Here is a 25,129-nt window from a genome sequence, read left to right as displayed (position 1 = left end):
GCACCTCGCCGTTAGTCCTCGCCGAGGTCGAGGTCGAGCGCGACTTGCCCGGCTGCGAGCTCCGCTCGCCGGATCAGGTGCTCCAGGCCGTCCATCCGCCAGCTGCCAGGATCTCCCGCCGCCGCGATGATCGCGATGAGGTCGAAGCCCAGCAGCCAGTCGACGATGGCCTTCTGGAGCAGATCCTTGTGCCGCTGTTCGATCGGCTGCGCATCGAGCAGCTCCATACGCGCGCGGTTGAGCGCGAAGATGGCGCGGACCGAATCCTCCTTCTCCCACTCCCGGTCCCAGTGGACGAGGCCGATGGGGAGCGGCAGGTGGGCCAGGACCGTCCGGATGATGCCGTAGATGGTCACCATCTGGTCGGTCAGGTCGTCCCACCGCTTGGACTCGGCGTGGTCGTCTGCCACGTCAGTACCTTCTCTCTGGAGTTGTCAAGAGTCCCGGCAGATTCCGGAACCCGCCGGTCCGGAGGGGCTGTCACCCCCGCTCCGTTCCGACATCACAAACACTACCGAAAACCCATACGTAACGCAAGACTTTTTCTGGTATGGTGTTCTCACCAGCACAGACACCCACAGGAGAGACCCGATGGAAGCATGGGCCGCAACCGTAAGGCTCAGGATCACCGGGCCGGCCGCGGAGGCCGACACCGCGCCACCGCTGCCCGAAGGCCTCACCCTGGCCGACCGTGACCCCCGACACGGCAGTGCCGCAGTGCAGCTCACCGTTCACGCGGACGATCTGCCCGCCGCCACCGCCGCCGCGACCGAGGCGGTCGCCGCGGCGTTCTCCGAATGGCCCGGCACGAGCACCGTCGTAGGGGCCGAAGTCCTCCGTGCGGACGAGGCGGCCCATCTGGCCGCGCACCCCGCGCCGCTCGACCTGGTCGACGACACGGGGGCCGCGAAACTGCTGGGCGTCCAGCGCCCTCGCATCGCCGAGCTCGCCGCCACGCCGAGCCTGGACTTCCCTCGCCCGGTCGCGTCATTGACCCGGGGCCGCGTCTTCACCCGGGCGTCGATCGAGGCGTTCAACAGTCGGTGGGAGCGTAGGACCGGACGACCGCCGAAGAACGCGTGACCGGCGGCGCGAAGCGCAACGGCCCGTCTCCGCAGCATCGGGGGGTCCAATGCGGAGACGGGCCGTTGCTTGTCCGGGCGCCGGAGGGGTGGCCCGGAGATCCGTGGGGTCAGGGACGGATGAACTCGGTGACGAGCGCCGGCAGGTTCGCGTCGAGGCCGGCGACGTTCAGAACGCCGGGGTCGCGGGGGTCTCCGATCGACTCACCGGTCGGGGACATGCCCGCCACCACCAGCCGCGCTGCGGGGGAGACCCGACGCCGGTACTCATCGAGCGCCTGCGACGGGTGCCGGTCTCCCGCCCACGTGACGTTGTCCGTGAGGACCAGGACGCCGTCCGCCTCGACCTGCTCGGCCAGCGCCCAGGCGAACGGCACCGACAGGTCGGTGCCGCCGCCGTAGGGGTGCCGCCGCTGGATCTCGGTGAGGCTCGTGCGGGCCGTGATCGGCGACGGGCGCATCCCGGTGGTGACCTCAATGCAGTGGGCGTTGCCGCGCTCGATCCGCATCATGATCGCGGCCAACGTGTTCGCCACCTCGTAGGCGTTGCCGACCGGTGTGCCGTTCGCGAGGACCTGCTCCCAGCCCATCGAGCCGCTGGCGTCGACGGCGATCAGCAGCCGCGCGCCGGACGGCTCGGTGTGGCCGTAGGACAGCTCCCACGCTTCCTCCAGCGCGTCGCAGACCGCCGCCACGGGCGTCCAGGACTGCGGCTGCTTGCCGGGCCGGGTGGGCGTCTTGCCCGCCCTGTAGGCGGCGAGCGCGAGGTACACGGTCATGGGGTGGATACGGGCGGCGGCGAGCGCCTCGGCGTCGGTGAGCCGCGCACGAACGCGGCGGACGGCATCGCCGAGGGGCGTCAGGGTGCCGAGCCGGGTCATGCGGCCGAGGTTGCGCAGCAGCGCGGTGACACCGATCGTGTCGATCAGCGCGTCCCACACCTCCGGCTCGGTCAGCCACCGGTCGGGCAAGAACTCCCACGGCACGCCGCGCGCGGCGACGATCTGGCGGACCTCCCGCACGGAGCCGGCCGCCTGCGCGGTGAGGAAGTCGTCGACCCGAGCGACCCGCTCGCGTGCCTCCTGGTCGGGGACGGCACCAGTGATCCAGCCGAACAGCGCCCGCCGCTGTGACGTCACCGGGTTCGGCCGGGCGAGACGCAGGACGTCCCGAAGATGGAACAGCTCGGCCTGCGGCGTGCGGCGCTGCATCGCCTTGCACGCCCGGTACGCCACCGCCTCCACCTCATCACCCATGAGGGTGCTGGCCATGGCGCGGCGGAGGGACCGCCGCGACCGGATCTTCGTGGAGGTTCCTGCGGGCTTGCCGCCGAGCTGCTTGTAGTACCCGAACCACGTTGCCAGGTGCTCGGTCGTCCGTGCGACGTTGGGAAGCGCGCTGGCGGCGGCCTGGCGGGTCGGGGTGTCGCCGCTGGCGTGCGCGGCGGCCAGGACGAACAGGGCACCGCGGTTGGACGGGGCGCGCGGCGGCCGAGCGGTCGACACCTGCTCGGCGACAGCGACGGCGCGGGGACCATCGGCGCGGATCGCCTCGTCGACGACGGCCACGTTGCCGGCCGTCAGCTCGCTGGCGTTCACGTAGTAGGTGCCGCCAGCGGTGCCGAGGACGATGAAATCCTCCAGGCGCCTCCACAGATCGAGCGCGAAGGTGTAGCCGCCTGCGGCGTTGTGAACCTGGTCGGCCTCTCGGCCGGGCAAGGGCCGGGTCTGCGGGGTGCGGTGGGCGGTCGGTGTGGCGAGCGGGTCACGCATGAGGGCTCCAGGCCGGCCGGGAAGCGGGGGAGGGGAGCGGGAGCGGATGAGGTGGTGCCCACCGGGTTCATTCGACTGGTGTGCTGCCGTTACACCAGACCGCCGTAGCGGCCCCAGGAATCGAACCTGGACGCCCAGTTGGGATTCGATAACCGACGGGCGTCAACCCGCCCCGCTTCCCCCTGCGCGTCAGGCCTGGTGCCCGCACGGATGAGGGAACGCCCACCGAGGGTCCATGCCGAGGTAACCGACGGGCTTCAACCCGTGCGGACGCCGGGCCTGACGCGCGTGATCGACCGTAGGGCGACGTAGGTGGGCAGCGCATGCTCATATCGGCAGGTGTGGGGAGCGTGACCCTAGACGCGTTTATAGAGGGCTAGACGGGGCGGTGGGCGGACATGGGAACGGCCCCCGGCTGGAATGCCGGGGGCCGTCTTGGTCACTCCTGCTCGGGCGGCTCGCCGGTGCCGGGGAAGCGGTCTCGCTCTTCCCTGGCCATCAGCTTGAGCGAGCCGGTCGTGCGCACGCACATGAACCTGACTCGCTCCAGGCAGCGGAACCACAGTTCCGCGTGCCATTCGGTGAACCCGAACACGTCGGTGTGCTGGACCATCAGGAGCGCGTGGAGCATTTCCAGCGCCCCCTCGGCGATCAGCGCCTCCGTCGTGGCGGGGAGGGATTGCGCGGGGAGCAGTTCATCCCGTGCTCGCTGGACCGCAGCGCACGCCTCCTGGACGGAGGCGGGGGCATCGACCAGCAGTTCCGGGAGCCCGACCGGGATCGGGAAGCGGGAGCACAGCTCACGCAGCATCTCCCACATCACAACGACCGTGGTCAGGAAGTCCTCGCGCGACTTGCCCGCGAATTCGTCTTCCACCTGGAAGCCCTCTCTGGAGTTGTCAAGGATCACCGGCAGATTCCGGGACCCGCCGGTCCGGAGGGGCTGTCACCCCCGCTCCGTTCCGACATCACAAACACTACCGAAAACCCATACGTAACGCAAGGCTTTTCTTGAGATTTGGTCCGGGCCAGGGAGCCGGCACGTGAAACGGCCCGCCACCCGCGACAACGGGCGACGGGCCGCAGACAGACCGCGCCGGGGGAGCGGTCAGGCGCGTCGATAGGCGGTGACGCGCTGCCCGTGCTCGGGGTCCTCGGTCGCCACCGCGGTGAACCGCTTGCCCGGCAGCTCGGCGAGCGGGACACCGGTGTCGCGGACGATGTCGACGGCCGGGACCCGCAGCGGGTTCTCCGTCGTGCGGGTCCCGAACACCAGCTCGGCGAACTCGCCGAACGTCATCATCACGAAGACCTCGACGCGTTCGTCGCCAGGCTCGTCCACGCGGTCGACCGCGACGCGGGAGGCCATGGCCGCCTCGACCTCGGCCCGGGGCGCACCCATCAGCGACGCATCGCTCCACACGCCGTGCAGTTGGACGCCGTGTTCGTCGGCGAGTTGCACCAGGCGCTCGGCCTCAGCGTGGTCCCGGGTCAGCATCTCCGGCGACATGCTGATCACGCGGGTGACCTGGCCGGCCGCGATCGTCTCCTTCAGCCGCACGTAGCCCGGCCGGTTGTTGTCCATACCGCTGGCGACGTCCCGGTAGACCTCGGTGACCTCCCAGCCCCGGCGGGCCGCGAGCGCGCGGCACGCGTCCTCAGCGCGGCTCAGGTCGCTGCTCATGCCCTCCGCGATGCGGAGGTAGATGACGGTGTTCATGATCGTCCTTCGTGTGTTTCGGGGCGCCGTAGCGCCATTGTCGGGGAAGGGCCTCCAGTGGAGGCCTGGTCGGGGGTTAGGCGGCGAGCGCGTGGAGCTCCGCTGGCGTCGGGAGGTACAGCAGTTCCACGGTCTCCTGCAGAACGACGTCGTCGCGGCGGTCGTAGCCGGCGGTGGTGGCGACGCTGGCGTGCCCGGCCTGTCGCTGGGCCAGCACGACGTCCCCGCCGACGGCGAGGTAGTTGGAGATGAATGTGTGGCGCAGGTCGTGCGGGGTGAACACCGCGACGCGCGCCTCCGTGCAGCGTGTCGTGATGATGTAGTTCACCGAGCTGGGCTTGAGTCCGCGGGCTTGGACTGTTCCGGCCCAGTGCACGGGCCGGAACAGCGGCCCCGGGCCCGCCGGCAGCAGCGCGAGCCAGGCGTTGAGCCACTCCGCCGCGCGCTTGTGGACGTAGACGGTGCGCTGCTTGTTGCCCTTCCCGACGATCCGCAGTGTGCGCCGAGCGGCGTCATAGTCGGCGCGGCGGGCCAGCACAGCTTCCTCGCGGCGGACGCCGGTCGCGTGCATGAGGGCGATGAGCGCCGCGTCCCGGACCCCGCGCACGGGGTTGTCGTCGTCGGCGAGGCACGCGCGCAACAGCTTGTCGATCTCGTCCTCGCCGACGGCGCGCCCTGCCTGCTCGCGGTGCCCCCGCACGGGCGCGACGTCGGCGGCTGCCTCGAAGTCGTCCGCGGACATGAGCTGGTGGCGGCGAGAGAACCGCAGCACGCACCGCAGCGCCACCAGGTGCTGGTTGACGTACGCCGGCGACCACCTCTCGCCCTTCGGTGTGGTCTCCTCGCGGAGCGCGGCGCGGATCGCCTGTGTGTGCTCGAACCGCAGCAGCCACCACGCGACCTGTTCGGGTGGGGGAGTGGCTTCCCCCTCCGGGACGGTGATCATCAGCGCGCCGACCTTGTGGAGGCGCTGGCGCATCGTGTGGCGGGAGGCGGCCGAGTCGAGCGAGTCGACGTAGGTGGCCGCTGGGCACGGGTCCGGTCGCTCGGCCAGGACCAGCCCGGCGGGGCCGCGCACAACCGGCACCGCCAGCGCCTGGCCGTCGCGGGGGAGCGTTCCGGTCATCGCGGACATACCGAAACGATCATGTGACTGATGGGAATTGGCGTTCTGTCGAGTCACCTTGATCCGCTGGTCAGGGCGGAGAGACGCTCCCGGCCCGCCGACGTCAGCTCGTACCGCCCGGTCTGCCCGTCCTTGACCACCAGGCCGCGCGCGGCGTAGGCGATCAGCTGATCCTTCACCAGGCCCGGCGACCACCCGGCAGCGACCGCGAGGCGCTCCATCGTCAGCGCCCCGCCGGCCAGCTGCGACAGCAGCGTCCGGTCGACGTCGTCCCACGCCCCCACGGGCTGCACCGCACGGCGCGCAGGCGGGCGCGGGCGGGGCGCCGGACGGCGGGCGGGCACGCGAACCGAATCGGTGATCATCGTCGTTCTCCTCTGTTCGATGGTGTTCAAACTGCGGCCAGCCGCGGCGCGACAGCTTCGCGGCCAGCGTCGCTGATCTGGTACGGGCCGCGCTCCTGGTGGTTCAGGAGCCCGGCCTCGGTGAGCTGCTGCAGGGCGAGCACGACCGTGCGGCCGGCGATCTGCTCGGCCTCGGGCAGCGAGTAGAAGTGCTGCTTGACCTCGATCGCCGTGCGGCTGCGACCGTCGGCGAACAGCGCCAGGACCCGGTCCCGGGCCCGCGGCTTGGCGGCGGCGTGAGCCTCCCCCGCCGCCGCGGTGGCCGGGGAGGTCTCCTCGATCGGAGGCGGTATCGGCCGACCGTCCTCGTCGAGCTCGGGAACTTCCCCCACCACGTCATCGGCGACGGCGGGCTCACCGGACTGCGACCAGCCGTAGGCGTCGACGGGCAGAAGCGTCCGCATGGTCGTCGGCCGATCCGCGCCCGGCGCGAAAACGAACCCCAGCCCGCTGGTGGATGTCCCGTCCGGCCACTCCTTCGGCAGCATCACGGGATCGACGGGCATCGCGCCATTGAACGCCGCCCCACCGGACAGGGGGTTGGCGGTACGGAGCACGACCACGTTGCCGGACGCGACGGCGTCCTTGATCTGCTGCGAGTCGCCCAGCGACCCCTGTAGCGGGACTTGGGTGAGAAGTCTGATCTTGATCCCGCACTTGCGGGACATCGCGATGATCTCCTCGACCAGCGCGCAGCAGATGTCGTCGGAGAGGATGACCTGCGCCTCGTCGATCGTGATCGCGAGCAGCGGCAGGCCGTGGCGGGGGTCGCCCGGCGTGAAGTCCTCCACGCCCTCGATGAGCCGGCCCCGCTCGTCCGTCCACTCCAGGTTGGAGAGCAGCTCGTTGCGGGCGTACATGCGGGCCCGCGCCTGGAACAGCAGCTTGCGGGCCTCGGGCAGCGTGCCGGCGAACCGGTGCACGGACTTCTTCCAGCCGGAGTAGGACTGGCCGCGCTGCGGGTCGATTAGCCACGACAGCACCAGCCCCGAGTGGCGCTCCTCGGCGAGGAGCATCTTCACCAGCGCGGACTTGCCCGCGTCGGTAGTCCCGGCGATGAGGGTGTGGACGGGGCCGTGCCCGCGCCGCCAATGCCGGTACCGGACCGGCTCCAGATCGGCGTAGATGCCGATCTGCGATACCCCGGTGTGGACGTCCAGGGTGGGGCCTTCCCAGTGCCGCACCGTGGCCAGCGGGTTGTCTGGCTGGACGAGGATCACCGCCAGGTGCAGGCCGTGCGGGTGCGGCTCGATCGACAGCTGATCGGCGCGCAGCTTCAGCCGCGCTCCGATGTCCTTCACGCGGGCCTGGGCGGTGTCGGAGGTGCCGTCCTCGAGTTCGATCGTCGCGCGCCACCCGCCAGGGCTCTCACGCACGTCCAGTAGCCGTGAGCCGGGCAAGGGGCCCTGCGGGCATGCGACACGCGCGGCCCAGACCTCGCGGATCTCCTCGACCCACCCCAGCGCGGGCGCTTCGGGTTCGGGGCGGCGGGGACGGACCCGGTGATGCACCCACCACGGGACGGCCAGCGCCGCGCCGGTGGTCCACAGCGCGCTGTCGACTGCGGTCACTCCGATTCCGGTCGCTGCTGTCGCCCATGCAGTGCCGGCCGCCCACACCGTCGCGCCGTACAGCCGCTCTGGTGCCCGGTCGAGGCGGCGTCGCCCGCGCAGCCCCCACCACACCAGGCCGGCGCCGGCTGCGGCGCCGGCGACGACCGGCGGGGCGGCCGAGGTGGCGTGCGCCGCCGCCGCAGCGGCGTGCAGGCCGCCCATCAGGGCCAGCGGCGCGAGGTGCTTGCGGTGCCGGAACGTGCGGCGAGTGAACCGGTCGGCGCGCTGCCCGCCGAGGCCGCGGGCATCGAGGCCTTCCCGGGGCACGGGCGTAGGCGGTGCAGCCTCAGCCTGGGCGGCGACTTGCGCGCGCAGCAGCTCCATCTCCTGCCGCATCTCTGCGAGTTCCCGGCTCCGCTTGCCCATCGGCGTCTTCCCTCCTCCTGGTGGTGTGCGGTTCAGGTGGTGCCGAAGTCGCGGTCGGAGCGCGCACCGGTGCCCGCCTCGACCTCGGCCTTGATCCGGTGCGTGCGGTTGAGGTAGTCGAGCGCCGCTCGGTACGCCTGGACCGCCGTGCCCTGCGCGGCGGCGGCGGTGCGCAGGCTGGTGGCAGCGGCGCCCAGCTCGTTGTGGGCGCGTCGCTGCGCGTTGAGCGCGGCGCCGGCGGCTTCCATGGCCTCGTGCACGCGCGTCAGCGCGGCGGGCTCCAGCTTGTGCCGGTAGCAGGCGTGCTCCAGCTGCGACAGCAGCGTCAGCGTCTCGTTGATCTGCGAGCAGAGCGCCTCGGAGGCCGCGGCGATATTGCTCGCGGACTTGGTGACCTGTCCGGCCTGGGCGTGGTGGGTGGTCCCCGCGGTGACCAGGCGGCCCCAGTTCGCCAGGACGGCCTGCAGGCCGACGATCTCACCGTTGGTCGGTCGGTTTGTGAGGGACATGGGTTCTCCAAGCGGGGCGGGGTCGGGTGCAGGGCCGGGTGTGGGGCGGGTCGGGGCCTCAGGTGTCGGACCGGTGTCCGGCGGGTCCGGGACGCCGGCTTCATCGGGGTCGGGTGCGGGGTCGGGGGCCGGGTCCTGCCTGGCGGGTTCGGGCGGGGTGTCCGGCTGGGCGTCGCCGGTCGGGTCGGTGCTCTCGGACGGTGCGGGCAATCCTGGGGCGGGCCGTACGGAGCGGCGGCGGACGAACGACTGCGTTGCACGAGCTGCGCGGGTCGTTTGGCGCGTCACGGTCGCCACGGCCGACAGCAGCACCTCTGCGGCCTCGCCGTCGTGCTTGGCGGCCCAGCGCGCGTAGCCGTCGCCGGTCAGCCCGGCGCGCCACCGCTTAGCGGTCTTGACCCACTCCTCCGAGTGGACGTAGCCGACCCAGCCCATCCAGGCGGTGAACGCGACCGCGAGCGCGGCGGCGGCTGCCCGGTCCATCAGCGGCCCGCCCCGCCGACCAGGTACGCGGCCATGTTCACGGCCATGTCGCTGGCGCCGTGGGTCAGGCTGTCGCCTACCGCGCCGAGCGCGCCACCGATACCCATGACGAACGCGAGCGGCAAGATGAACGCCGCCCACTCGTCCCGGGTCGCTGGCTTGTTCTTCGGGTGCAGGCTGTGCGCAACGAAGATGCCGCTGATCAGTACGGCCACGGCCGGAAACGCGACGATGATCGCGGCGGTGCCGTCGGAAAGGTTGTCCGAGCCGAACCGGCGGAGCAGCCCGAACGCCATCACGACCCACGTGCCGAATGCCACCGCTGCGCACGCTCCGGCCAGAAGCATCATCAGCATCCGCACGGTCGGCAGGATCCGCTTTTCCGCCAGCGCCCAGCGGATGGCGTACGCCATCACCGCGGCGGTCGCGGCCCCCGCGGTCGTCCCGGCGGCGACGATTCCGTTCATGATCTTTCCTTCTGAGGTCAGAGGGTGGTCAGCCAGGCGATGCCGCTGCAGAACGCCAGCAGCACCAGCAGGGCGGGGTACTGGATCGCGTACACCACGGCGTAGGCGACGGCGCAGACCGCGAGGCAGCAGCTGCCGGCCGCGTAGTGGGCGGCGGCCGCGGCTCCGGTCGGCTGCCGCCGCGCGGTCTGCCGGACGCGGCCCGCGAGGTCGGCGAGCGAGACCAGCGGGCCTCCCCCGTAGGGCAGGTGCGCCAGATGGGCGGGGACGAGCACGGCGCAGCACAGCGCGCACGCCAGGTACCAGCCGAGAAAGGTCGCCAAGCGCGGGAGTGGTGCGTCGTGCGCGTCGACGCGCTCCTCGACGCGGTCGCTCATGGCTTGCACGGTGGGTGGCGGTGTCGTCAGCGGCGGCTGCCCGGCCAGAGTCCAGGAGCGGGAGCCTCGCCGGGGCGGCTCCTCGCCGGAGTGATCGTCACGCTGGGTGTCGTCGGGCGTGGTAGCGTCCTCTCGCGCGCGCACGCGCGCACGACGCGCCTGCGCGTGGGGGGCCCGTTCGACAGGGACGAAGGGCATTGCCTCTTGCTCTTGCTCTTCGCAGGCGTCACTGTTCGTGTTCATTTGCGGTCTCCGAAGCTGACGGTTCGTGCGAGGTCGGCGAGGGCGGCGGCGGCCTCCTCGGCGACCTGGTCGGCCACGTCGGGGTGGGCGTTGAGCGAGGCCTTGAGGTAGTCCACGGCGTGGCCGAGGCGGCTGCGCCAGGTGGTGGCCTCGCGGATCCTGGCCATGTAAAGGTCGTCGCGGCGGTAGGGGACCAGGTCCCGCCGGCGGAGGCGGGCCATCAGCGGGTCCTCTCGGTCGCGGCGAAGACGATCGGTAGGCCGCGGGGGGCGTCCTCGATCGTCAGGGTGAACTCGGCGACCCGGGCGGCGGGGAACCCCTCCCGCTCCACGAAGGTGACCAGATGGTCACGCATCCAGTCGGGGGCGTCCGGGTCGGCCTCCACCGTCACCGGGTCCCCGACCCGCTCCCCGCGCCGCTTGAGGGTCAGCAGCAGTCGCCGGGTGCTCACGAGTCGCCCCCCGACTCGTCCTTGGGTTCGACCTCCCGGATGCCGTGCACAGCGTCGCGCAGCAACCGGGACCGCTTGGTCCCGATCGCGAAGTGCGTTGCGAGCGGCTCCGCTCCGATCTTGCGTCCCGTCCGCTCAAAGTGCTCGGCAGCGAAGGTTCGGGCCTCGGTCAGGAGCGGGTCGTTCTCGCCCATGCCGGTCGGGGCGGGAGCGGGACGCTTCCGTTCGGTCGGGTCGGGGTTCGGTGCCTTCGCGGCGGGGCGGCCGGTCGAGTTGGAGTGGGGCGCGGTCGACTCGGCGGGGGCGGGGGGAGGCGCGGGCACGCCGGTCGGGTCGGGGATGGTCGGAGTCGGGTCGGTCGGGGCCGCCTGATCCGACCGGTCAGGGACGTGGTCGCTCGGCGTGTCGACCGTCGGGGCGGGTCGGGGCGGGTCGGCTTCGGTCGGGCCGACCGAGCCGGGGTAGGCCGGGGCGGTCGGGGCGGGGTCGGGCGCGGCGGCATCCTTCGCCTCCTCGGCGGCGAACTCCCGGTCCCGTCCCCGCAACACCGCCAGGTGCGAGATCAGCGCGATCGAGACCGGCGGGATGCTGCTCACGAGCACCACCAGCAGCCACATGTGCTCGCCTGGGTCCCAGGCATCGGCGTGGATTGCGTGGTAGCAGGCGTTGCCGGCGAGGCTGAGCACGATCGCGCCGACCGCGATCTGGGCGGCGAACTTCCGGACCCTGCGTGAGCGGGTGTGCCTCGACTGCCAGACGCGCGTAGCGGTGATGACCACCGTGTCGAGGTCGACCGGCAGGAGCCAGTCCAGCCGGCCCCAACCGGTGTCGTACGCCAGCCCCCGCAGGAAGGTGAAGCTCGCGACGATCGCCGCGACGCCCCCGACCGCCATCCCGAGGTCGACGACCCAGTCCCGCTGGTCGTCCGGGTCGGGCCGGGACCGGCGGGCGCGTCGCCGCTGCGGCTCGCCCCGGTCGGGGACAGAACCGCCCGAGGCGGGAGCGGGTCGGGTCGGGTCGGGCGCCGAGGGGTCGAGTCGGGCGGTCGGGGTCGCCTCGACTGGCGGGGCGGTCGAGGCGGGAAGCGAGGGCGCGGGGTCGGGGCGGGGCGCTTCGACGTCCACGGCCGGGCCGGGGCGGGGCGGGACGGGGCAAGTCGGGTCGAGGTCGGCAGCTGCCGAGGTCGTCATGAGGAATCCCTAGTCGGGTCGTAGCCGAGTGGGGCGACCGCGACGGGGCGACCCCTGGCCCTACGGGGAGGGCGGGGTGGCCTCGCAGTCGAGACAGATTGGAGGCGGCGAATCAGCGGGTCGGGTCGGGCTTGCGGATCATCGACCACGTCTCCAGACAGGAGACGGAGGCGGACAACGCCGCGGCGACCACGTACGGGATGCCGTAGGTCTCGATGCCGGCGACGGCAATGACGGCCAGCGCGCCGGACGCCAGCACTATGAGCCCCGACTCCCGCGGAGTCCGGAGCGGGGTCGGAGCGGGGGCGGCCTGGATCGGGGGCACGCCGGCCCCGCCTCGGCGGGTACTCTCACCCATGGGTCACGCCTTTCGTCGGAAGGCTTGGCCTGGCCGACGCCGCAAGGCGCCGGTCGAGGCCCTCACCGCAGGTTTCCTAGGCCTGATGCGGTGAGGGCCTTGTCGTTTCCCGGGACTCTGGTCCCCGGCTGCCAGAGTGGTGGACAGTCCACCACTAGAAGGAGACTACGCCGGTCGTTTACGGCCCGCAATCGCTCGTGAGACGATCCCCGGTGACATGGCAGAAAAGCACCGGCGGAACAAGGCAGACCGCCACCTGCAGAAGTGGCGGCCGACGCTGCGGCCCGACCGGGAGCTTTATGAACGCGTTGCACGTGGCGTCGCCCAGCTGGGCGAAGACTGGAACATGAACAGCCACTACGAGGCATGGCTGCGGTACTGCGCGCACGAGTCCGACGAGCCGCCGCCCCGCCCCCCGCGTGTGGACGACCCTGACGAGTCCTAGCTGCCGCCCAATACTTCCGACTTCCCCGCCGTGCCCGCGATCACCCGTTCGTGAGGCACGCGCAGGAGGCGCGCCGCAGCGTCTGCCCGTATCTGACCTGCCGCTCCAGTTCGACCAATGCGATGCCGTCGAGGCCGAGCAGCCACCGACTAATGGAAGCTGCCGGGGTTGCTGGTCGGACAGGTCGTCAGACTCCGGCGTGGATGTGAGCGGCCCACAGTGATGGGGTCATCGGGAAGGTCGCGCGTGCAGTGCGTATGGCGTGGTGCAGGGCGTGGGCTGCCCGGCTGGTGTTCAGGGCGCCGTCACGGCCGGTCAGGGTGGTGTAGAAGGTGTCAGCGATAGTGACGGCCAAGGCGTCGTCGATGGGCCAGAGGGTGCCGATGACGTGGGGGAATCCGGCGAGCTGGAACGCTGAGGCCAAGTGGATGGCCTCATCCAGCAGCCGAGTGTCGGCCGTGAAAGCCGTGCTGCAGGCTGACAGGTAGGCCAGGTGGGCGTGGTCCAGGGCGAGGGGGGCCAGGGCGGCGACGGTGAAGGGGTCTACGCGGTGGTCGTGCAGCAGCAGCCGGCTGGCGGAGGGGTCGGTGGGGTGAGTGGACCCGTGGCAGGCGAAATGCGCGATCCGACAGTGGTCCAGGCGGGCGAGGACGGCGGTCTTGGTCGGGATCGGTGGTGCATGCGTCGTTGCGGTGCCGGAGGGGTCGGGCTCGGCCAGTAGATCCGGACGGGGCAGGCGGGTCTGCAGCATGGCGGCTTCGGCGGGCACGTTGTCCAGTCGGCCTCTGATGCCTGGGGTGGTGGGCATCGCGACGATCAGCGACCGATCGTGGGGGCCGGGGGTGGTGGTGTGCCGGCGGGCGTGGGCTAGGGCGCCGATGGTGGGCGTGTAGGAGGAGACGACCCGGTCCATCACGGTGCGGTGGGCGATGTCGGGGGTTCGGGTGTAGTGGCCAGCGGCGTGCACGGGCAGCAAGCCAAGCAGCCCGCCGGGCGCCCACCACACCCGGGGCCACACCGTGCCCGGGGCGGGCGGGTGGTAGTGACCGAGTGCGTGCAGGACAGGTTCGGTGGCGTTGTCCCACAACCAGCCCAGGGTGTTCCTGATGGTGGCTTGGGCGCCGATCCGGTCCGCGTCTGGGTCGGTGGTGGCGGTAAGGGCCTGGTGGAAGGTGTTGACTTGGTCGATCACCGTGGCCTGGTCCAAGCCGGGTAACTGCAGGGCGGTGATGCCGCTGGTGGTGAGGAGTAGGGCGTCGCTGCGGTGGGAGCTGATGTTGAACACCACCACCGGCCCGCCGGTTGCTTGGTCCAGCAGGTCCTGGGCGGCAGGGGGCTGAGCGAAGGAGGCGAACCCCTTCAGGGCACGGATGCGGGCCAGCAGGTCGGTGAATTCTCTGGCCAGGCGGTGGCGGTCGTGCGTCTGCGTCGTGGCCGGACCTGGGCCGAAACCGGCGCCTTCTAACACGGTGCCGTTGGGGACCACGGTGTCGGAGGGGCGGTCCAGCAGGTCACGTAGTTCGACGAACCGGGCGGCCAGGCCCGGGTACTGGTCGCGTAGATCGGTCAGGTCGCTGCGGGTGTGCAGCGCCTGACTGAGCAGCACCGCCCGGGCGGCTTCCAGTAGCTGCAGTGCTCGTACTGCCCGCCGATCGGCAGGTGCGCTGGTGTCGGCCAACACCAACGCGGCCGCTTTTGAACCCAGACCGGGGAAGGCACTGATCGCGTGCTGCTGGTCGCTGCGTTCCAGTTGCCGCGGGGTGATCTCGGGCAGCAGCCGCACCGCCCCCTCTAACAGGTCGGCCGCACGACCCGGCTGCATGTCAGCGATCAAGGACGCCGCCGCACGCCCTGCGTGGATCCGGGCGGACGGAGCGGCCGAGCCGACTTCTGCCGCTTCCGCATAGGCGGCTACGGCCCTATCTCTATCGGCCTGGGCTCCGGTGCGCTCGAACCGGGTGCGCAGCGCGTTCCCCAGGTTGGTCAGGTGTCCTGCGCGGTTGGGGTGGTCGGTGGGGGTGGCCTGTACCGCCTGCTGCCCCACGATGATTGCCTGGTCCAGGTCGGCTTGGGCTCCGGTGCGCTCGAACCGGGTGCGCAGCGCGTTCCCCAGGTTGCTCAGGCGTCCTGCGCGGTTGGGGTGGTCGGTGGGGGTGGCTTGTACCGCCTGCTGCCCCACGATGATTGCCTGGTCCAGGTCGGCCTGATCTCCGGTCCGCTCGAACCGGGCCCGCAAGTCGCTCCCCAGGTTGCTCAGGTACGCGGCGCGGTTGGGGTGGTCGTCGGGGGTGGCCTGTATCGCCTGACTTACGGTGGTGATTGCCTGGTCCAGGTCGGCTTGGGCTCCGGTGCGCTCGAACCGGGCCTGCAGCGCGTTCCCCAGGTTGCTCAGGTGTCCTGCATAGTAGGGGTGGTCGGTGGAGGTGGCCTGTACCGCCTGCTGCCCCACGATGATTGCCTGGTCCAGGTCGGCTTGGGCTCCGGTGCGCTCGAACCGGGCCTGCAGCGCGATCCCCAGGTTGCTCAGGTACGCGGCGCGGTCGGGGTGGTCGGCGCGGGCGCCCTGTACTGCCTGCCACCCCACGATGATTGCCTGGTCCAGGTCGGCCTGATCTCCGGTCCGCTCGAACCGGGCCCGCAAGTCGCCCCCCAAGTTGCTCAGGTACGCGGCGCGGTCGGGGTGGTCGTCGGGGGTGGCCTGTATCGCCTGACTTACGGTGGTGATTGCCTGGTCCAGGTCGGCCTGCTCTCCGGTGCGCTCGAACCGGGCCTGTAGTGCGATCCCCAGGTTGTTCAGAATCGTGGCGCGGGTGGGGTGGTCGGTGGGGGTGGCCTGTACCGCCTGCTGCCCCACGATGATTGCCTGGTCCAGGTCGGCCTGATCTCCGGTTCGTTTGAACCGGGCCCGCAGTGCGTTCCCCAGGTTGTTCAGGTACTTGGCGCGGTTGGGGTGGTCGTTTGGGGTGGCCTGTATCGCCTGACTTACGGTGGTGATTGCCTGGTCCAGGTCGGCCTGCTCTCCGGTCCGCTCGAACCGGGCCTGTAGTGCGATCCCCAGGTTGTTCAGAATCGTGGCGCGGTTGGGGTGGTCGTCGGGGGTGGCCTGTATCGCCTGGTGCCCGGCAGCGACTGCCCTTTCCAGGTCGGCTTGGGCTCCAGTGCGCTCGAACCGGGTTCGCAGCGCGTCCCCTAAGTTGCTCAGGTATGCGGCGTGGTCTTCGTGGTCGGTGGGGGTGGCGCCCAGGATGCGCTGCCACAGCTGCACGGCGCCCGTCAACATGTCCTGGTCGGACGAGCCCAGCGCCCGCTCGTGCAGCCGCATGGCGGTGAGGGCGACTTGGCCGACCAGGTAGGGCAGCAGCAGTTCGGGCAGGCCACTGGTTCCGTGGATGAAGCATTGGGTGAACCTGGCGACCGCGCTCTCAAAGTCCTCGCGGTCACGCCCCTCGGGGAGCGCCTGGTACCGATACCAGTGCAGCCAGCCAAGCAGGTACGAAGCCTCCAGGTCGACTTCGTCGTCGTTGAGGGTCGCGGTGAGCTGCTGCGCCTCGGTGAGCGCCGCGTCCTCCAACACCGGCGCCAGATCTCGTGCGGCTTCAGCCCGTCCCAAGCGTGCCCGTACAGCTTGTAAGAGTTGTTCCCGTGTCCCCATCGGCAAGCGTTCTCCCCCGCCCCCCGGAACCGATAGTGAGGTTAGTGTGACATCCGGCGGCCTGGCGAGTGTTCTGCCGGTATGGTCGCCCTGTCCCACCCGCAGGCCTCGGCGTCCCTCTGGTGCGGCCTTTGCCTCGGGCGGCTTCGGCCAACAGCACCGGCGTGCAAGGGAGATCGGGTGCCCCAACAACAACCACCACGACCGGCCCACCCGGTCGCCGACGCCATGGCGTGGGTGTGCGAGCGGCTGGAGACCCTCCGTCAGGATCTGGGCCGCGGCGGCCACCCCGACCAGCAGGGGGATGGGGACCCGGAACCGTTGCGGCTGGTCCTGGAAGCGTTCACCGCGGGAGCCAACCTGGCCGAACCGTTGGAAGATCTGCACACTGCCCTGCTGGACGTAGGCGACCCGCTCGGCCTGTGGGGACAGGTACGATCCGGTCACCGAGGGGTGAACCTGGCCGGAACCCACGATGGAACACCGTTCGAACCTGTCTACCCGTGCCCACTGGGCCGTTGCTCGGGCCGCACTCCCGACAACACCACCGTCTTCCCGCTGGTGTGCGCCATCACCGGCCGGGAGCTCCGCCAGAAAACCCTCTGATAGATGAGCGGGTTCCTTAACGAGCTCGGCAAGAAACTCGCCGAACGATGGTTGTCGCTTCTGGTGCTGCCCGGTGCCCTGTACCTGGCTGTCGCCACCACCGCCTACACCCTGGGGTGGGCCCATGCCGGGGACCTGCACCGGCTAATCACCATCCTCACCACCTGGGCCAAAACCCCGCCCGCCACCACCGTCGGCGGGCAGGTCGTTCTGGTGGCAGGCGTCCTGGCCGCATCAGCAGCCGTCGGGCTGGCCGCCCAAGCACTCGGGTCGGTCACCGAACGCCTCGCGCTGGCGGCCGGCTGGCAGGCTTGGTGGCGGCCGCTACGCGGCCTGGCCGAAAAAAGGGTCACCAGCCGACGCAATGACTGGAATAGCGCCCACAGTGACTACCACCGCCTATATGACCAGGCCAGACAAGCCCACCAGGCCGGGACCCAGCCCAATCCGAACCAGCGTGAACAACGGCACGCCGCTTACCGGGCCCTCACCCGCATCGCCCTGGAAGAACCTGAGCGGCCCACCTGGACCGGCGACCGCATCCACGCCGTTACCCTCCGGCTACGCCGCGACCTCAACCTTGACCTGCCGACGGTGTGGCCGTCTCTGTGGCTGCACCTGCCCGATACCACCCGCACCGAAATCACCACCGCCCGCCAAGCTCTTACCACCGCCACCACTCTGACCGGCTGGGCCCTCCTGTACGCCCCCCTCACCTGGTGGTGGTGGCCCGCCGCCCTCATCGCCGCCGGAACCGCCCTGACCGCCTGGCGCCGCACCCGCACCACCACCGACATCTACGCCCGCCTCCTCGAAGCCACCGCCCGCCTGCATACCCGCACCCTCTCCGAACACCTCGGCATCGACACCACCGACGCCACCCTCCCCGCCCTTGGCAACACCCTCACCCACCACCTGCACACCCAACTCCCACCACCCCCAGTACAGGCCCCATGAGGGGCCCCGTTTCCTGCTGGCGAGTCGTGACGGCGGAGAACCAGCTGCATATCTACGATGTTTCTTCGGGGATCCCTGAACAGGCTGTCGGCTTAACGAGCGACGCGGACACTGGCGGCTGACACCGGACCACTGCTGAGACGCCGAGCCCGTAAGTGATGACCCACCAGACGTCCCAGCTGCCGGTCCCGTCCCGGCAGGGACCACCGGAATGGCGAGCCCAGGAATCTCCAGCGCGATGGTCAACTCGGGGCCCCAGCGCGTGCATGCTCTCCAGGGCCGCCACTTCTGCGAGCGCAAGGCGGCTGGTGTCGACCGGGCCGAGTGCTTCGGCCTCGGCGATCACGTCCCAGAGATTCAGCCCGTGCTTGAAGTCGTGCCCCATGCGCTCGGCCAGGCGGGCGCGTTGCCGAGCACCCTGCGGGTCAAGGCGCGCTGCCTGGATGAGCTGCTCGTGCGGTGCGACGATGCAGAACCGGCACGACAGGCGAGCAAGGAACAGGTAGATCCAGTGTCACCGGGTGTCGGCCTCGTCGACTACCGCCCACGTCTGTTCTTCGGTGAGGTGGTGGATGGGCAGCCACACGTCGACGTGGCGTCTGCTATTGCTGTCGGCGAGGCGGGCAGAGAAGGGTTTCTGTTTGCTGCGAGGGGTGGACTCCTGTGCCCGGATCCCCATGACCTCGAGGATCCTGGCGGGTCGGTCGGTGATCCCGGCCGCGCGGTGGGCGGCGGCGATCTGGGTTTTGAGCTTGGCGATCGGGTCGCGTTTCATCTCCGATCGGCAGTAGGGCTGGTTGGGGAGCGGCCACTGCTGTTGCCAGCGGGAGCCGATGTACTCCAGGAGGCCCTGCTGCTGTGCGTTCCCTTGGGTGTCGGTGACCTTGCGGTAGACCACGTGGTGGGGGCCCGTAGTGGGCCGCCTGCTCGGCGGCCAGCTCCCAGGTGCCGGGCCCCTCGTCGGCTTCGCCGAGGTCGGCGAACACCGTCTCCACCCGTCCAGTACGCCGGCTTGCTCGGTGGCCTTGACGGTGGCGTGAAGGGCTGCCTGGCCGTCCTTGCCGCCGGAGATGCTGTAGAGGATCGTGTCGTAGCTGGCGAGGCTCAGCCCGGTAGTCGGGGGTGGTCGGGGGCACATCGAACATCGTGTTGCCGCTGGGGCGCGCGATCACCCGCCCCCGATGGTCGCGGTGGACCATGGACTCTTCTAATGAGCCCTGACGGGTGGTGCGTGTCGTCGGCAGGCACCACCCGTCAGGGAGCTTGAAGGGGGCTAGGCGCGGGCCATCAGGTCCAGGAGCAGGGCCACCTGCTCCTGGCTCAGGTCGGCCAGACCGGACGGCATTTCCGGGCCGGTGATGATCGCGGTGCCGTGGTAGGTCTGCCAGACGTGCCCGAACCGCTGGGCGAGCGGGCCTGGTCCCACGCGGCCTGCCTTGCGGGTGGCAGCGGCGGCATCCGCTCGGTGTCGGCCACCGCGTACAGCGGCGCATACAGCTTGCCGCCGTAGGCCTTGTACGACGCGATCGGCTTTTGCCCCTCGGTGGGTCGGCGGCGGAGCTGCGTCCTCAGCATCGTCATAGTTGCGAGCTGAAGCGAGGGGAGATCCTCGGCCCGGTAGACCGGCCTGCCCTGGGCGCAGTACTGGACGCGGCGGTCCTTGCGCCGCTCGGCGGCCGACCGCTCCGGGGCGGCAAGCCATCTGCCGTCCAGGCGCAAGACCTTGCCCTTGTCGGTGTGGACTCGGTGCGGCTCGCCGGCCTTCACGGGCGGGAGCAGCACGCCGGCGTGCCGGGCGCTGCCGGAGGGTGACGTGAGGACGACGCGTTCGCCCACCTCGGCGCCGGGCACGGCGGGGGCGTCGATGTCGATGGTCATATCCGGTCCTTGTAGGGCGGGTGGACGCCCGCCTCGATGAGTACGTCGGAGTTCAGATCGACGTGGCCGCAGGCGTTGGTCCACACGTCGATCTCGTGGGTTCGGCCGTAGGCGCCACGCAGGGTCGGGGTCGGCTTCCCGCGCGGGCCGCCGCAGACGGGGCAGCGGGTCTTGACCGTGATCGTGGTGACCGTGAGCGGGCCAGCGTGCAGGCCCGGCCCGTAGTCGGGGATCCGGACGGTCATCTCCTCGACCCGGCGCACCGGTTCCTGGGCAGGGGTCACGCCTCGACCCGCTGGACCAGATGCACCCCGGCCTCGACCAGGACCTGGGCGTACATGTCGGTGTGCGCGCACGGGTTGCTCCACGCGTCCGCGTAGTAGTACTCGCCGTCCTCGGGGATGCGGCTGGTGCGAGGCTCGCCGCGGGGCCGGCCGCAGTACGGGCAGGTCCACACGAGCGTGACCCGCCGGATGGTGACGCCCTCGTAGGAGCGGGAGGTGCCGCGGTCAGCGACGCGAACGGTGCGCGTGATGGCGGGCGGAATGTCATCGTGGGTTCTGCCGGTCGTGATGTCGGCGGCGTCGATCTGGACCCAGGTGTCGGCGTGCCGCAGCACCACCTGGCCCGCGTAGTAGCCGCGGACCAGCTCCGCGGTGTAGGTGGTGCCCTGGCGGGTGGTGATGTCGGCGGTGAGGCCGACGAGCCGCTCAGCAGTTGCGCGCTCACCGTCCAGGAGGAGATGACTGTGCCTCATCGACGACCTCGACTGCTGGTCGGGGCGGCGCTGGGCCGACAGCGCGGGCGGCGTCCAGCGCCGCAGCGGAAGCAGAATCGCATCGCGAAACTCCCTGACTCAGATGTTGGTCAGGCAAGGTTCCTCGGCTACAACCGCTACAAGTACGCCGGCACGGGCCTGCTGTACTGCGACCCGGCGACCGGGCGGTACGAGCCGTACTCCGCCGGGACGGGCAACGGCGTCAACGCGATCTTCATGACCGACGACCGCCGCTACCCGGCGATGCCGGGCACCGAGTACCTGATGGAGAGCGAGTGCGGGCTGCGCAAGGGCGGCGCCATCGTCTCGACCGTCGACCTCAGGCCCGAACTCCTGCCGGAGGAGCCGTACACGTTCGCGGTGGAGCGGCGCGGCGGCGCGTACACGATGGAGATGTCCGGGGTGTTCGCGCACGCCGGCCGGGCGACCTTCCGCTACACGCGCTCGTTCGTCCAGGACGGCGAGCCCATCTGGCACTACAACCAGAAGCCGGGCGAGTACGACGGCCGGTTCAACGCCGACTGGACCTGGACGGGCCCGGGCGGCACCCTCGTCGACCGCGACACCTGGCCGGCCGGGTCCGCCTACCCCGACCGGTTCATGATCGGTGACCCGCACATGAACTTCTACGAGGGGTCGGCGCGGGTGGACGACATCCGCCTGTACGTCCCGGAGTAGGAGGCCGGTCGGCGCGGGCCTGCCGGTCAGCCGGCCGCCGCTCCGGCGCGGTATCCCTGCGGGCTGACGCCGTGCGCGCGCTTGAACGCGGTGCTCAGCGCGAACGCGGTGCCGTAGCCGACCCGGCGGGCCACCGCCTCCAGCGTCGCGTCCGTCTCGCGCAGCAGGTCGGCGGCCTGCGCGAGGCGGACGCCGGTGAGGTAGGCCATGGGCGGCTCGCCGACCAGCTTCGCGAACCGCTGCGCGAGCGCGGCGCGGGACGCCCCGACGCCGGCCGCGAGGTCCGCGACCGTCCAGGGGTGCGCGAGGTCGTCGTGCAGGAGCCGCAGGGCGGGGCCGACGACCGGGTCGCCGTGGGCGCGGTACCAGCCGGGCGCGGCGGAGTCGGGGCGGGAGAACCAGGCGCGGAGCGTCGCGATGAGCAGCAGGTCGAGGAGGCGGTCGAGGACGACGTCCTGGCCGGGCTCGTCCTTGCCGATCTCCTCCTGGAGCACGGCGACGAGCGGCGACTTCCAGGTGTCGCCGCGGACCACCGCCATCGGGGGCAGGGCGGCCAGCAGCCGCTGCGTGACGGCCCCGCGCATCTGGTAGGTGCCGATCAGCATGACCGCCGACCCGTCGGGGTCGTTGCCCCAGGCGCGGACGCCGAGGTCCATGGCCTCCGAGAGGCTCGTCCCCTCCGGGGTGGTGCAGCGCTGCCCGGGATGGATGACGATCTGGGGCTCGGTCGCCGGGTCGTCGCTGACGGTGTACGGGTCGGGGCCCCGGAAGACCGCCATGTCGCCGGGGCCGACGCGCAGCGGAGCGCCCTCGTCGGGGACCAGCCACGCCTCGTCCCTGACCATGGACAGAAGGGTCAGCGGCGCCTCGTCCTGGATCCGGAGCGACCAGGGCGGGGCGAGGGTCGAGCGCAGCATGAACGCGCCCCGTGCGCGCGGGCCGTCGAGGAGTTCGGCCAGGGCGTCCATGAGGCCAGCGTAGACGCTCGCGTATGCGGGCGAGCGTCTCGACGATGGAGCCCGAACCCGCCCGGCTGTTGACTCCAGGGTATGACGAACAGTGCAGCGGACAACATCGGGAGCGGCCTCACCCTCGTCCTCGGCGGGACCGGGAAGACGGGCCGCCGCGTGGTGGAGAGGCTGGAGGCCAGGGACGTCGCGGTCCGGATGGGGTCGCGGTCGGCCTCGCCGCCCTTCGACTGGGAGGACGAGGCCACGTGGGCGCCCGTCCTGAGCGGCGTCGAGAGCGCCTACCTCTCCTACTACCCGGACCTGGCCGTGCCGGGCGCCCCCGAGGCCATCCGGGTGTTCACGGACGCGGCGGTGGAGGCGGGCGTCCGCCGGGTCGTCCTGCTGTCGGGGCGGGGCGAGCCCGAGGCGCGGGAGTGCGAGCGGATCGTCCAGGCGTCGGGCGTGGACTGGACGGTCGTGCGGGCGAGCTGGTTCGCGCAGAACTTCAGCGAGGACTACCTGCTCGACCCCGTGCGGGCCGGCGAGGTCGTCCTGCCGGCGGGCGATGTGCCGGAGCCGTTCGTGGACGCCGACGACATCGCGGACGTGGCCGTCGAGGCGCTCACCCGGGACGGGCACGCCGGCGAGGTCTACGAGGTGACCGGTCCCCGGGCGCTCACGTTCGCCGAGGCGGTCGCCGAGATCGGCCGCGCCGCCGGGCGCGAGGTCGCCTACGTCCCGGTCGGGGCGGAGGAGCACGCCGCAGCGCTCCGGGAGCACGGCGTGCCCGAGGAGGTCGTCGGCCTGCTGACCTACCTGTTCACCACCGTGCTGGACGGCCGCAACGCGCGGCCCGCCGACGGCGTCGAGCGGGCCCTCGGCCGCAAGCCGCGCGCCTTCGCCGAGTACGCGCGCGACACCGCCGCCAGCGGCATCTGGAACCACTGACCCGAGGATCGGACCACATGAAATTCTCTCTCGCGGGCGTCTCGGCGGCCCTGTCCATCATCATGGCGGCCGGGATGGCCGGAACGTTCTTCGGCTTCTCCGCCGGTGTGATGCCCGGCCTGAACGCGGCGCGGCCCTCGTCGGCCATCGACGCCATGCAGGGGATCAACCAGCGGATCCAGAACCCGGTCTTCGTGGCGATGTTCCTCCTGGTCCCCGTGACGGCGGCGGCGGCGGGAGTGCTGCTGCTCACCCTGGACCAGAGGTCGGCGGCCCTCCTGTTCTTCGCCGCGGCCGGGCTGTACTTCGTGGGCGCGCTGCTGCCGAGCTTCGCGGTGAACATCCCGATGAACAACGACCTGGACGGCGTCACGATCCCGAAGGACGTGTCCGAGGCGGCCAGGATCTGGTCGGACTACTCCGGCCGCTGGACGGCGTGGAACACCGTCAGGGCCGTGTTCAGCTGGGCGAGCCTGCTCGCGATGAGCCTGGCCGTCTACGTCTGGGGCAAGCACGACTGACCCGGGCCGGAAGTGCCGAGGGCCCGTGCTCCCTTTCCGGAGCACGGGCCCCCGGCCGCTCACGGGAGCAGCACGCCCCAGTGGAGGCCCCACGGGACGAGGACCGCACCGGCGGCCAGCAGCAGCCCGAGCCGCACGCGCTCGCCGCGGGGGACGGCGTCCGCGGTCCGGTGCCACGCCAGGGCCGTCCCGGCCGCCGCCGCGACGGTCGCCACGGCGAGCGCCTGGAGGACCAGCCACGGCAGCGGCCTGCCGCCGAGGACGGGGCCGGGGTCGGGATCGCTGCCCGCGACGAGGAAGAGCAGGTACACGACCGGGCCGAAGGCGGCGAGGGGTCCGGCCCCGGCGAGCAGCCGGGCCCAGCGGCTCACCGGCCGCACCCCGCGCCCGCGCACCCCGCGCACGAGCGCGGTCAGCGGGTAGGCGAGGAAGGCGGCGAGGAAGAGCACGGCCGCCGCGAGGTGCACCCACCGCGACTCCCACCACCTCAGCGGCGGCACTTCGGCGCTGGCGTGCGCCTGGTGGGGCGGAGCGGCCGTGTCGGCCACGGGCGGCTTCCCGCTCGTGACGTCGCGTACCCAGGTGCCGACGAGGTCGGCGTAGCCGGGTGCGAGCTCGGGACCGCGGGTGATCCCGCCGTCCGGCGTCAGGTGCGCGGCGTGGTCGGCCCCGGCGAAGAAGCGGAAGGTGTAGCGGTCGTTCCCGCCCCGCTTCAGGGCCTTCGCGAACAGCGGCGGATTGTCCTCGGGCGGGGTCTGCAGGTCGTGCTCGCCCCAGACCCCGAGCAGGGGCTGCCGCACGCGCTCCAGGACGCCCCGCGCGTCGAACCAGGCCTCGGCGAACAGCCCGGCCTCGCCGGCGAGCCGGGCCAGGGCGGGCTTGCCGCGCTCGACCAGCGAACCCGAGACGCCGACCCGGCGCAGGTCGGAGGCCTCGTTCCAGGTCTGCTGGCGGATCGGCGTCATCGCGTTCCCGCCGACGACGATCACGAAGGCGACCTCGGCCGAGCGGGACGCGGCGAGCGGCGCCACCCAGCCGCCCTCGCTGAGCCCCCACAGGCCGACCTTCCGCGGGTCGACGCCGGGGCGGGCGCGCAGCGCCCGCACCCCGCCCAGCGCGTCGTCGGCCAGTTCGGAGTAGTCGCGGCGCAGGGCCGTGTACCCCGCCGACCTCTTGTCGTAGATCAGCACGGCGAGGCCGCGCCGCGCGAACTCCGTCGCCTCGGTGAGCAGGTGCTCGCGCGGCACACCGGCGCCGGAGCCGGTCACGAGCACGACGCCGGGACGGGGCGGGCCCTTGGCCGCCGGAGCGAGGACCGTGCCGTGCAGGGTCAGCCCGCCCGCGCCGGTGAAGGTCACGTCCGTCGAGGTCAGACCGGGCGGTGCGGGGATGCGCCCCGGGCCCGCGGCATGGGAGGGCGCCGCGCAGAGGACGCCGAGCAGCAGCGCCAGAAGGAGGGTCGTCGCGGTTCTCATGGCGGCGACCCTAGAACTACAGAGAAATCTCTGCAAAGGGTTCTCTGCAAAAATCCTTCTGCGGTACTAGGCTTCTCCCC

Annotated in this window: 28 protein-coding genes; 7 read left to right on the top strand and 21 right to left on the bottom strand. The window is 71.4% G+C overall.

Annotated elements, in window-relative coordinates; genetic code table 11:
• Window positions 1–11 precede the first annotated feature (11 nt).
• On the bottom strand, window positions 12–410 hold the full coding sequence (locus FKD65_RS02185) for a hypothetical protein (RefSeq protein ID WP_141575780.1): 399 nt from the start codon (window positions 408–410) through the stop codon (window positions 12–14).
• A gap of 307 nt (window positions 411–717) precedes the next feature.
• On the opposite strand from FKD65_RS02185, the gene FKD65_RS02180 reads away from it, so the two are divergent.
• Complete coding sequence (locus FKD65_RS02180) at window positions 718–1,083, top strand: hypothetical protein (protein WP_141575776.1); 366 nt, start codon at window positions 718–720, stop codon at window positions 1,081–1,083.
• Window positions 1,084–1,192: 109 nt separating this feature from the next.
• Here the strand turns inward: FKD65_RS02180 and FKD65_RS02175 are convergent, their stop codons facing one another.
• The 13 genes from FKD65_RS02175 to FKD65_RS02115 all read right to left on the bottom strand — a co-directional run bounded on the left by FKD65_RS02175 (window position 1,193) and on the right by FKD65_RS02115 (window position 12,161).
• Window positions 1,193–2,854: a TROVE domain-containing protein gene (locus FKD65_RS02175; protein ID WP_141575774.1), complete on the bottom strand. Its 1,662-nt coding sequence runs from the start codon at window positions 2,852–2,854 to the stop codon at window positions 1,193–1,195.
• Between the two features lie 439 nt (window positions 2,855–3,293).
• The gene (locus FKD65_RS02170) at window positions 3,294–3,731 is read right to left on the bottom strand and encodes a hypothetical protein (RefSeq protein ID WP_141575771.1); all 438 of its coding nucleotides are present in this window, start codon (window positions 3,729–3,731) and stop codon (window positions 3,294–3,296) included.
• A gap of 231 nt (window positions 3,732–3,962) precedes the next feature.
• Complete coding sequence (locus FKD65_RS02165; protein WP_141575769.1) at window positions 3,963–4,574, bottom strand: recombinase family protein; 612 nt, start codon at window positions 4,572–4,574, stop codon at window positions 3,963–3,965.
• 76 nt (window positions 4,575–4,650) lie between these two features.
• On the bottom strand, window positions 4,651–5,709 hold the full coding sequence (locus FKD65_RS02160; protein ID WP_141575767.1) for a site-specific integrase: 1,059 nt from the start codon (window positions 5,707–5,709) through the stop codon (window positions 4,651–4,653).
• Between the two features lie 44 nt (window positions 5,710–5,753).
• A complete protein-coding gene (locus FKD65_RS02155) occupies window positions 5,754–6,065 on the bottom strand; it encodes a hypothetical protein (protein WP_141575764.1) in 312 nt (103 codons plus the stop codon).
• 26 nt (window positions 6,066–6,091) lie between these two features.
• Window positions 6,092–8,083: a hypothetical protein gene (locus FKD65_RS02150; RefSeq protein WP_141575762.1), complete on the bottom strand. Its 1,992-nt coding sequence runs from the start codon at window positions 8,081–8,083 to the stop codon at window positions 6,092–6,094.
• 32 nt (window positions 8,084–8,115) lie between these two features.
• Entirely contained in the window at window positions 8,116–9,075 is a 960-nt protein-coding gene (locus FKD65_RS02145; RefSeq protein WP_141575760.1) for a hypothetical protein, read from the bottom strand.
• Complete coding sequence (locus tag FKD65_RS02140) at window positions 9,075–9,542, bottom strand: hypothetical protein (protein WP_141575758.1); 468 nt, start codon at window positions 9,540–9,542, stop codon at window positions 9,075–9,077. Before FKD65_RS02140 ends, FKD65_RS02145 begins: the two co-directional genes overlap by 1 nt.
• Window positions 9,543–9,559: 17 nt before the next feature.
• A complete protein-coding gene (locus tag FKD65_RS02135) occupies window positions 9,560–9,919 on the bottom strand; it encodes a hypothetical protein (protein ID WP_141575756.1) in 360 nt (119 codons plus the stop codon).
• Window positions 9,920–10,158: 239 nt separating this feature from the next.
• Entirely contained in the window at window positions 10,159–10,383 is a 225-nt protein-coding gene (locus FKD65_RS02130; RefSeq protein ID WP_141575753.1) for a hypothetical protein, read from the bottom strand.
• The gene (locus FKD65_RS02125) at window positions 10,383–10,613 is read right to left on the bottom strand and encodes a hypothetical protein (RefSeq protein ID WP_141575751.1); all 231 of its coding nucleotides are present in this window, start codon (window positions 10,611–10,613) and stop codon (window positions 10,383–10,385) included. Before FKD65_RS02125 ends, FKD65_RS02130 begins: the two co-directional genes overlap by 1 nt.
• On the bottom strand, window positions 10,610–11,803 hold the full coding sequence (locus FKD65_RS02120; protein ID WP_141575749.1) for a DUF2637 domain-containing protein: 1,194 nt from the start codon (window positions 11,801–11,803) through the stop codon (window positions 10,610–10,612). Before FKD65_RS02120 ends, FKD65_RS02125 begins: the two co-directional genes overlap by 4 nt.
• 112 nt (window positions 11,804–11,915) lie before the next feature.
• A complete protein-coding gene (locus FKD65_RS02115; protein ID WP_141575747.1) occupies window positions 11,916–12,161 on the bottom strand; it encodes a hypothetical protein in 246 nt (81 codons plus the stop codon).
• A 217-nt stretch (window positions 12,162–12,378) separates the two neighbouring features.
• On the opposite strand from FKD65_RS02115, the gene FKD65_RS02110 reads away from it, so the two are divergent.
• The gene (locus tag FKD65_RS02110; protein ID WP_141575745.1) at window positions 12,379–12,606 is read left to right on the top strand and encodes a hypothetical protein; all 228 of its coding nucleotides are present in this window, start codon (window positions 12,379–12,381) and stop codon (window positions 12,604–12,606) included.
• A gap of 187 nt (window positions 12,607–12,793) precedes the next feature.
• Here FKD65_RS02110 and FKD65_RS02105 read toward each other — a convergent pair whose 3' ends face one another.
• Window positions 12,794–16,180: a CHAT domain-containing protein gene (locus FKD65_RS02105; RefSeq protein WP_205718515.1), complete on the bottom strand. Its 3,387-nt coding sequence runs from the start codon at window positions 16,178–16,180 to the stop codon at window positions 12,794–12,796.
• Between the two features lie 258 nt (window positions 16,181–16,438).
• Here FKD65_RS02105 and FKD65_RS02100 point away from each other — a divergent pair, with 258 nt between their 5' ends.
• A complete protein-coding gene (locus FKD65_RS02100; protein ID WP_141575741.1) occupies window positions 16,439–16,864 on the top strand; it encodes a hypothetical protein in 426 nt (141 codons plus the stop codon).
• 3 nt (window positions 16,865–16,867) lie between these two features.
• Window positions 16,868–17,821 (top strand): hypothetical protein, encoded by a 954-nt coding sequence (locus FKD65_RS02095; RefSeq protein ID WP_141575738.1) that lies wholly within the window; start codon window positions 16,868–16,870, stop codon window positions 17,819–17,821.
• Between the two features lie 514 nt (window positions 17,822–18,335).
• Here the strand turns inward: FKD65_RS02095 and FKD65_RS02090 are convergent.
• The 4 genes from FKD65_RS02090 to FKD65_RS02075 all read right to left on the bottom strand — a co-directional run bounded on the left by FKD65_RS02090 (window position 18,336) and on the right by FKD65_RS02075 (window position 20,456).
• Window positions 18,336–18,719 (bottom strand): hypothetical protein, encoded by a 384-nt coding sequence (locus tag FKD65_RS02090; RefSeq protein ID WP_141575736.1) that lies wholly within the window; start codon window positions 18,717–18,719, stop codon window positions 18,336–18,338.
• Window positions 18,720–19,141: 422 nt separating this feature from the next.
• The gene (locus FKD65_RS02085; RefSeq protein WP_141575734.1) at window positions 19,142–19,699 is read right to left on the bottom strand and encodes a hypothetical protein; all 558 of its coding nucleotides are present in this window, start codon (window positions 19,697–19,699) and stop codon (window positions 19,142–19,144) included.
• On the bottom strand, window positions 19,696–19,983 hold the full coding sequence (locus tag FKD65_RS02080) for a hypothetical protein (RefSeq protein WP_141575732.1): 288 nt from the start codon (window positions 19,981–19,983) through the stop codon (window positions 19,696–19,698). The genes FKD65_RS02085 and FKD65_RS02080 overlap by 4 nt, the downstream gene beginning before the upstream one ends.
• Complete coding sequence (locus tag FKD65_RS02075; protein ID WP_141575730.1) at window positions 19,980–20,456, bottom strand: hypothetical protein; 477 nt, start codon at window positions 20,454–20,456, stop codon at window positions 19,980–19,982. The genes FKD65_RS02080 and FKD65_RS02075 overlap by 4 nt, the downstream gene beginning before the upstream one ends.
• Between FKD65_RS02075 and FKD65_RS02070 the strand changes: the two genes are divergently transcribed.
• Window positions 20,448–21,155, top strand: coding sequence for a hypothetical protein (locus tag FKD65_RS02070; RefSeq protein WP_141575727.1), 708 nt, complete (start codon window positions 20,448–20,450; stop codon window positions 21,153–21,155). The two genes, FKD65_RS02075 and FKD65_RS02070, sit on opposite strands and share 9 nt — an antisense overlap.
• A 26-nt stretch (window positions 21,156–21,181) precedes the next feature.
• Here the strand turns inward: FKD65_RS02070 and FKD65_RS02065 are convergent, their stop codons facing one another.
• Window positions 21,182–22,123: an AraC family transcriptional regulator gene (locus tag FKD65_RS02065; protein WP_141575725.1), complete on the bottom strand. Its 942-nt coding sequence runs from the start codon at window positions 22,121–22,123 to the stop codon at window positions 21,182–21,184.
• Window positions 22,124–22,204: 81 nt separating this feature from the next.
• On the opposite strand from FKD65_RS02065, the gene FKD65_RS02060 reads away from it, so the two are divergent.
• Both FKD65_RS02060 and FKD65_RS02055 read left to right on the top strand, forming a co-directional pair.
• Window positions 22,205–23,053 (top strand): NAD(P)H-binding protein, encoded by an 849-nt coding sequence (locus FKD65_RS02060; protein ID WP_141575723.1) that lies wholly within the window; start codon window positions 22,205–22,207, stop codon window positions 23,051–23,053.
• Window positions 23,054–23,070: 17 nt separating this feature from the next.
• Window positions 23,071–23,574 carry a DUF1772 domain-containing protein gene (locus tag FKD65_RS02055; RefSeq protein WP_141575721.1) on the top strand — a complete coding sequence of 168 codons (504 nt, stop codon included), beginning with the start codon at window positions 23,071–23,073 and terminating at the stop codon, window positions 23,572–23,574.
• A 59-nt stretch (window positions 23,575–23,633) separates the two neighbouring features.
• Here FKD65_RS02055 and FKD65_RS02050 read toward each other — a convergent pair whose 3' ends face one another.
• Window positions 23,634–25,049: a S9 family peptidase gene (locus FKD65_RS02050; RefSeq protein ID WP_141575719.1), complete on the bottom strand. Its 1,416-nt coding sequence runs from the start codon at window positions 25,047–25,049 to the stop codon at window positions 23,634–23,636.
• Window positions 25,050–25,129 lie beyond the last annotated feature (80 nt).

This window comes from Actinomadura sp. WMMA1423 (assembly GCF_006547145.1).
Lineage (GTDB): Bacteria > Actinomycetota > Actinomycetes > Streptosporangiales > Streptosporangiaceae > Spirillospora.
This window is presented reverse-complemented; position numbering and strand designations above follow the sequence as displayed.

Coding starts and splice junctions, on each gene's coding strand:
- FKD65_RS02175 (WP_141575774.1), bottom strand. CDS start 2,854: ATGCGTGACCCGCTCGCCACACCGACCGCCCACCGCACCCCGCAGACC.
- FKD65_RS02165 (WP_141575769.1), bottom strand. CDS start 4,574: ATGAACACCGTCATCTACCTCCGCATCGCGGAGGGCATGAGCAGCGAC.
- FKD65_RS02160 (WP_141575767.1), bottom strand. CDS start 5,709: ATGTCCGCGATGACCGGAACGCTCCCCCGCGACGGCCAGGCGCTGGCG.
- FKD65_RS02155 (WP_141575764.1), bottom strand. CDS start 6,065: ATGATCACCGATTCGGTTCGCGTGCCCGCCCGCCGTCCGGCGCCCCGC.
- FKD65_RS02150 (WP_141575762.1), bottom strand. CDS start 8,083: ATGGGCAAGCGGAGCCGGGAACTCGCAGAGATGCGGCAGGAGATGGAG.
- FKD65_RS02145 (WP_141575760.1), bottom strand. CDS start 9,075: ATGGACCGGGCAGCCGCCGCCGCGCTCGCGGTCGCGTTCACCGCCTGG.
- FKD65_RS02140 (WP_141575758.1), bottom strand. CDS start 9,542: ATGAACGGAATCGTCGCCGCCGGGACGACCGCGGGGGCCGCGACCGCC.
- FKD65_RS02135 (WP_141575756.1), bottom strand. CDS start 9,919: ATGAGCGACCGCGTCGAGGAGCGCGTCGACGCGCACGACGCACCACTC.
- FKD65_RS02130 (WP_141575753.1), bottom strand. CDS start 10,383: ATGGCCCGCCTCCGCCGGCGGGACCTGGTCCCCTACCGCCGCGACGAC.
- FKD65_RS02120 (WP_141575749.1), bottom strand. CDS start 11,803: ATGACGACCTCGGCAGCTGCCGACCTCGACCCGACTTGCCCCGTCCCG.
- FKD65_RS02115 (WP_141575747.1), bottom strand. CDS start 12,161: ATGGGTGAGAGTACCCGCCGAGGCGGGGCCGGCGTGCCCCCGATCCAG.
- FKD65_RS02110 (WP_141575745.1), top strand. CDS start 12,379: ATGGCAGAAAAGCACCGGCGGAACAAGGCAGACCGCCACCTGCAGAAG.
- FKD65_RS02095 (WP_141575738.1), top strand. CDS start 16,868: ATGAGCGGGTTCCTTAACGAGCTCGGCAAGAAACTCGCCGAACGATGG.
- FKD65_RS02085 (WP_141575734.1), bottom strand. CDS start 19,699: ATGACCATCGACATCGACGCCCCCGCCGTGCCCGGCGCCGAGGTGGGC.
- FKD65_RS02075 (WP_141575730.1), bottom strand. CDS start 20,456: ATGAGGCACAGTCATCTCCTCCTGGACGGTGAGCGCGCAACTGCTGAG.
- FKD65_RS02065 (WP_141575725.1), bottom strand. CDS start 22,123: ATGGACGCCCTGGCCGAACTCCTCGACGGCCCGCGCGCACGGGGCGCG.
- FKD65_RS02060 (WP_141575723.1), top strand. CDS start 22,205: ATGACGAACAGTGCAGCGGACAACATCGGGAGCGGCCTCACCCTCGTC.
- FKD65_RS02055 (WP_141575721.1), top strand. CDS start 23,071: ATGAAATTCTCTCTCGCGGGCGTCTCGGCGGCCCTGTCCATCATCATG.
- FKD65_RS02050 (WP_141575719.1), bottom strand. CDS start 25,049: ATGAGAACCGCGACGACCCTCCTTCTGGCGCTGCTGCTCGGCGTCCTC.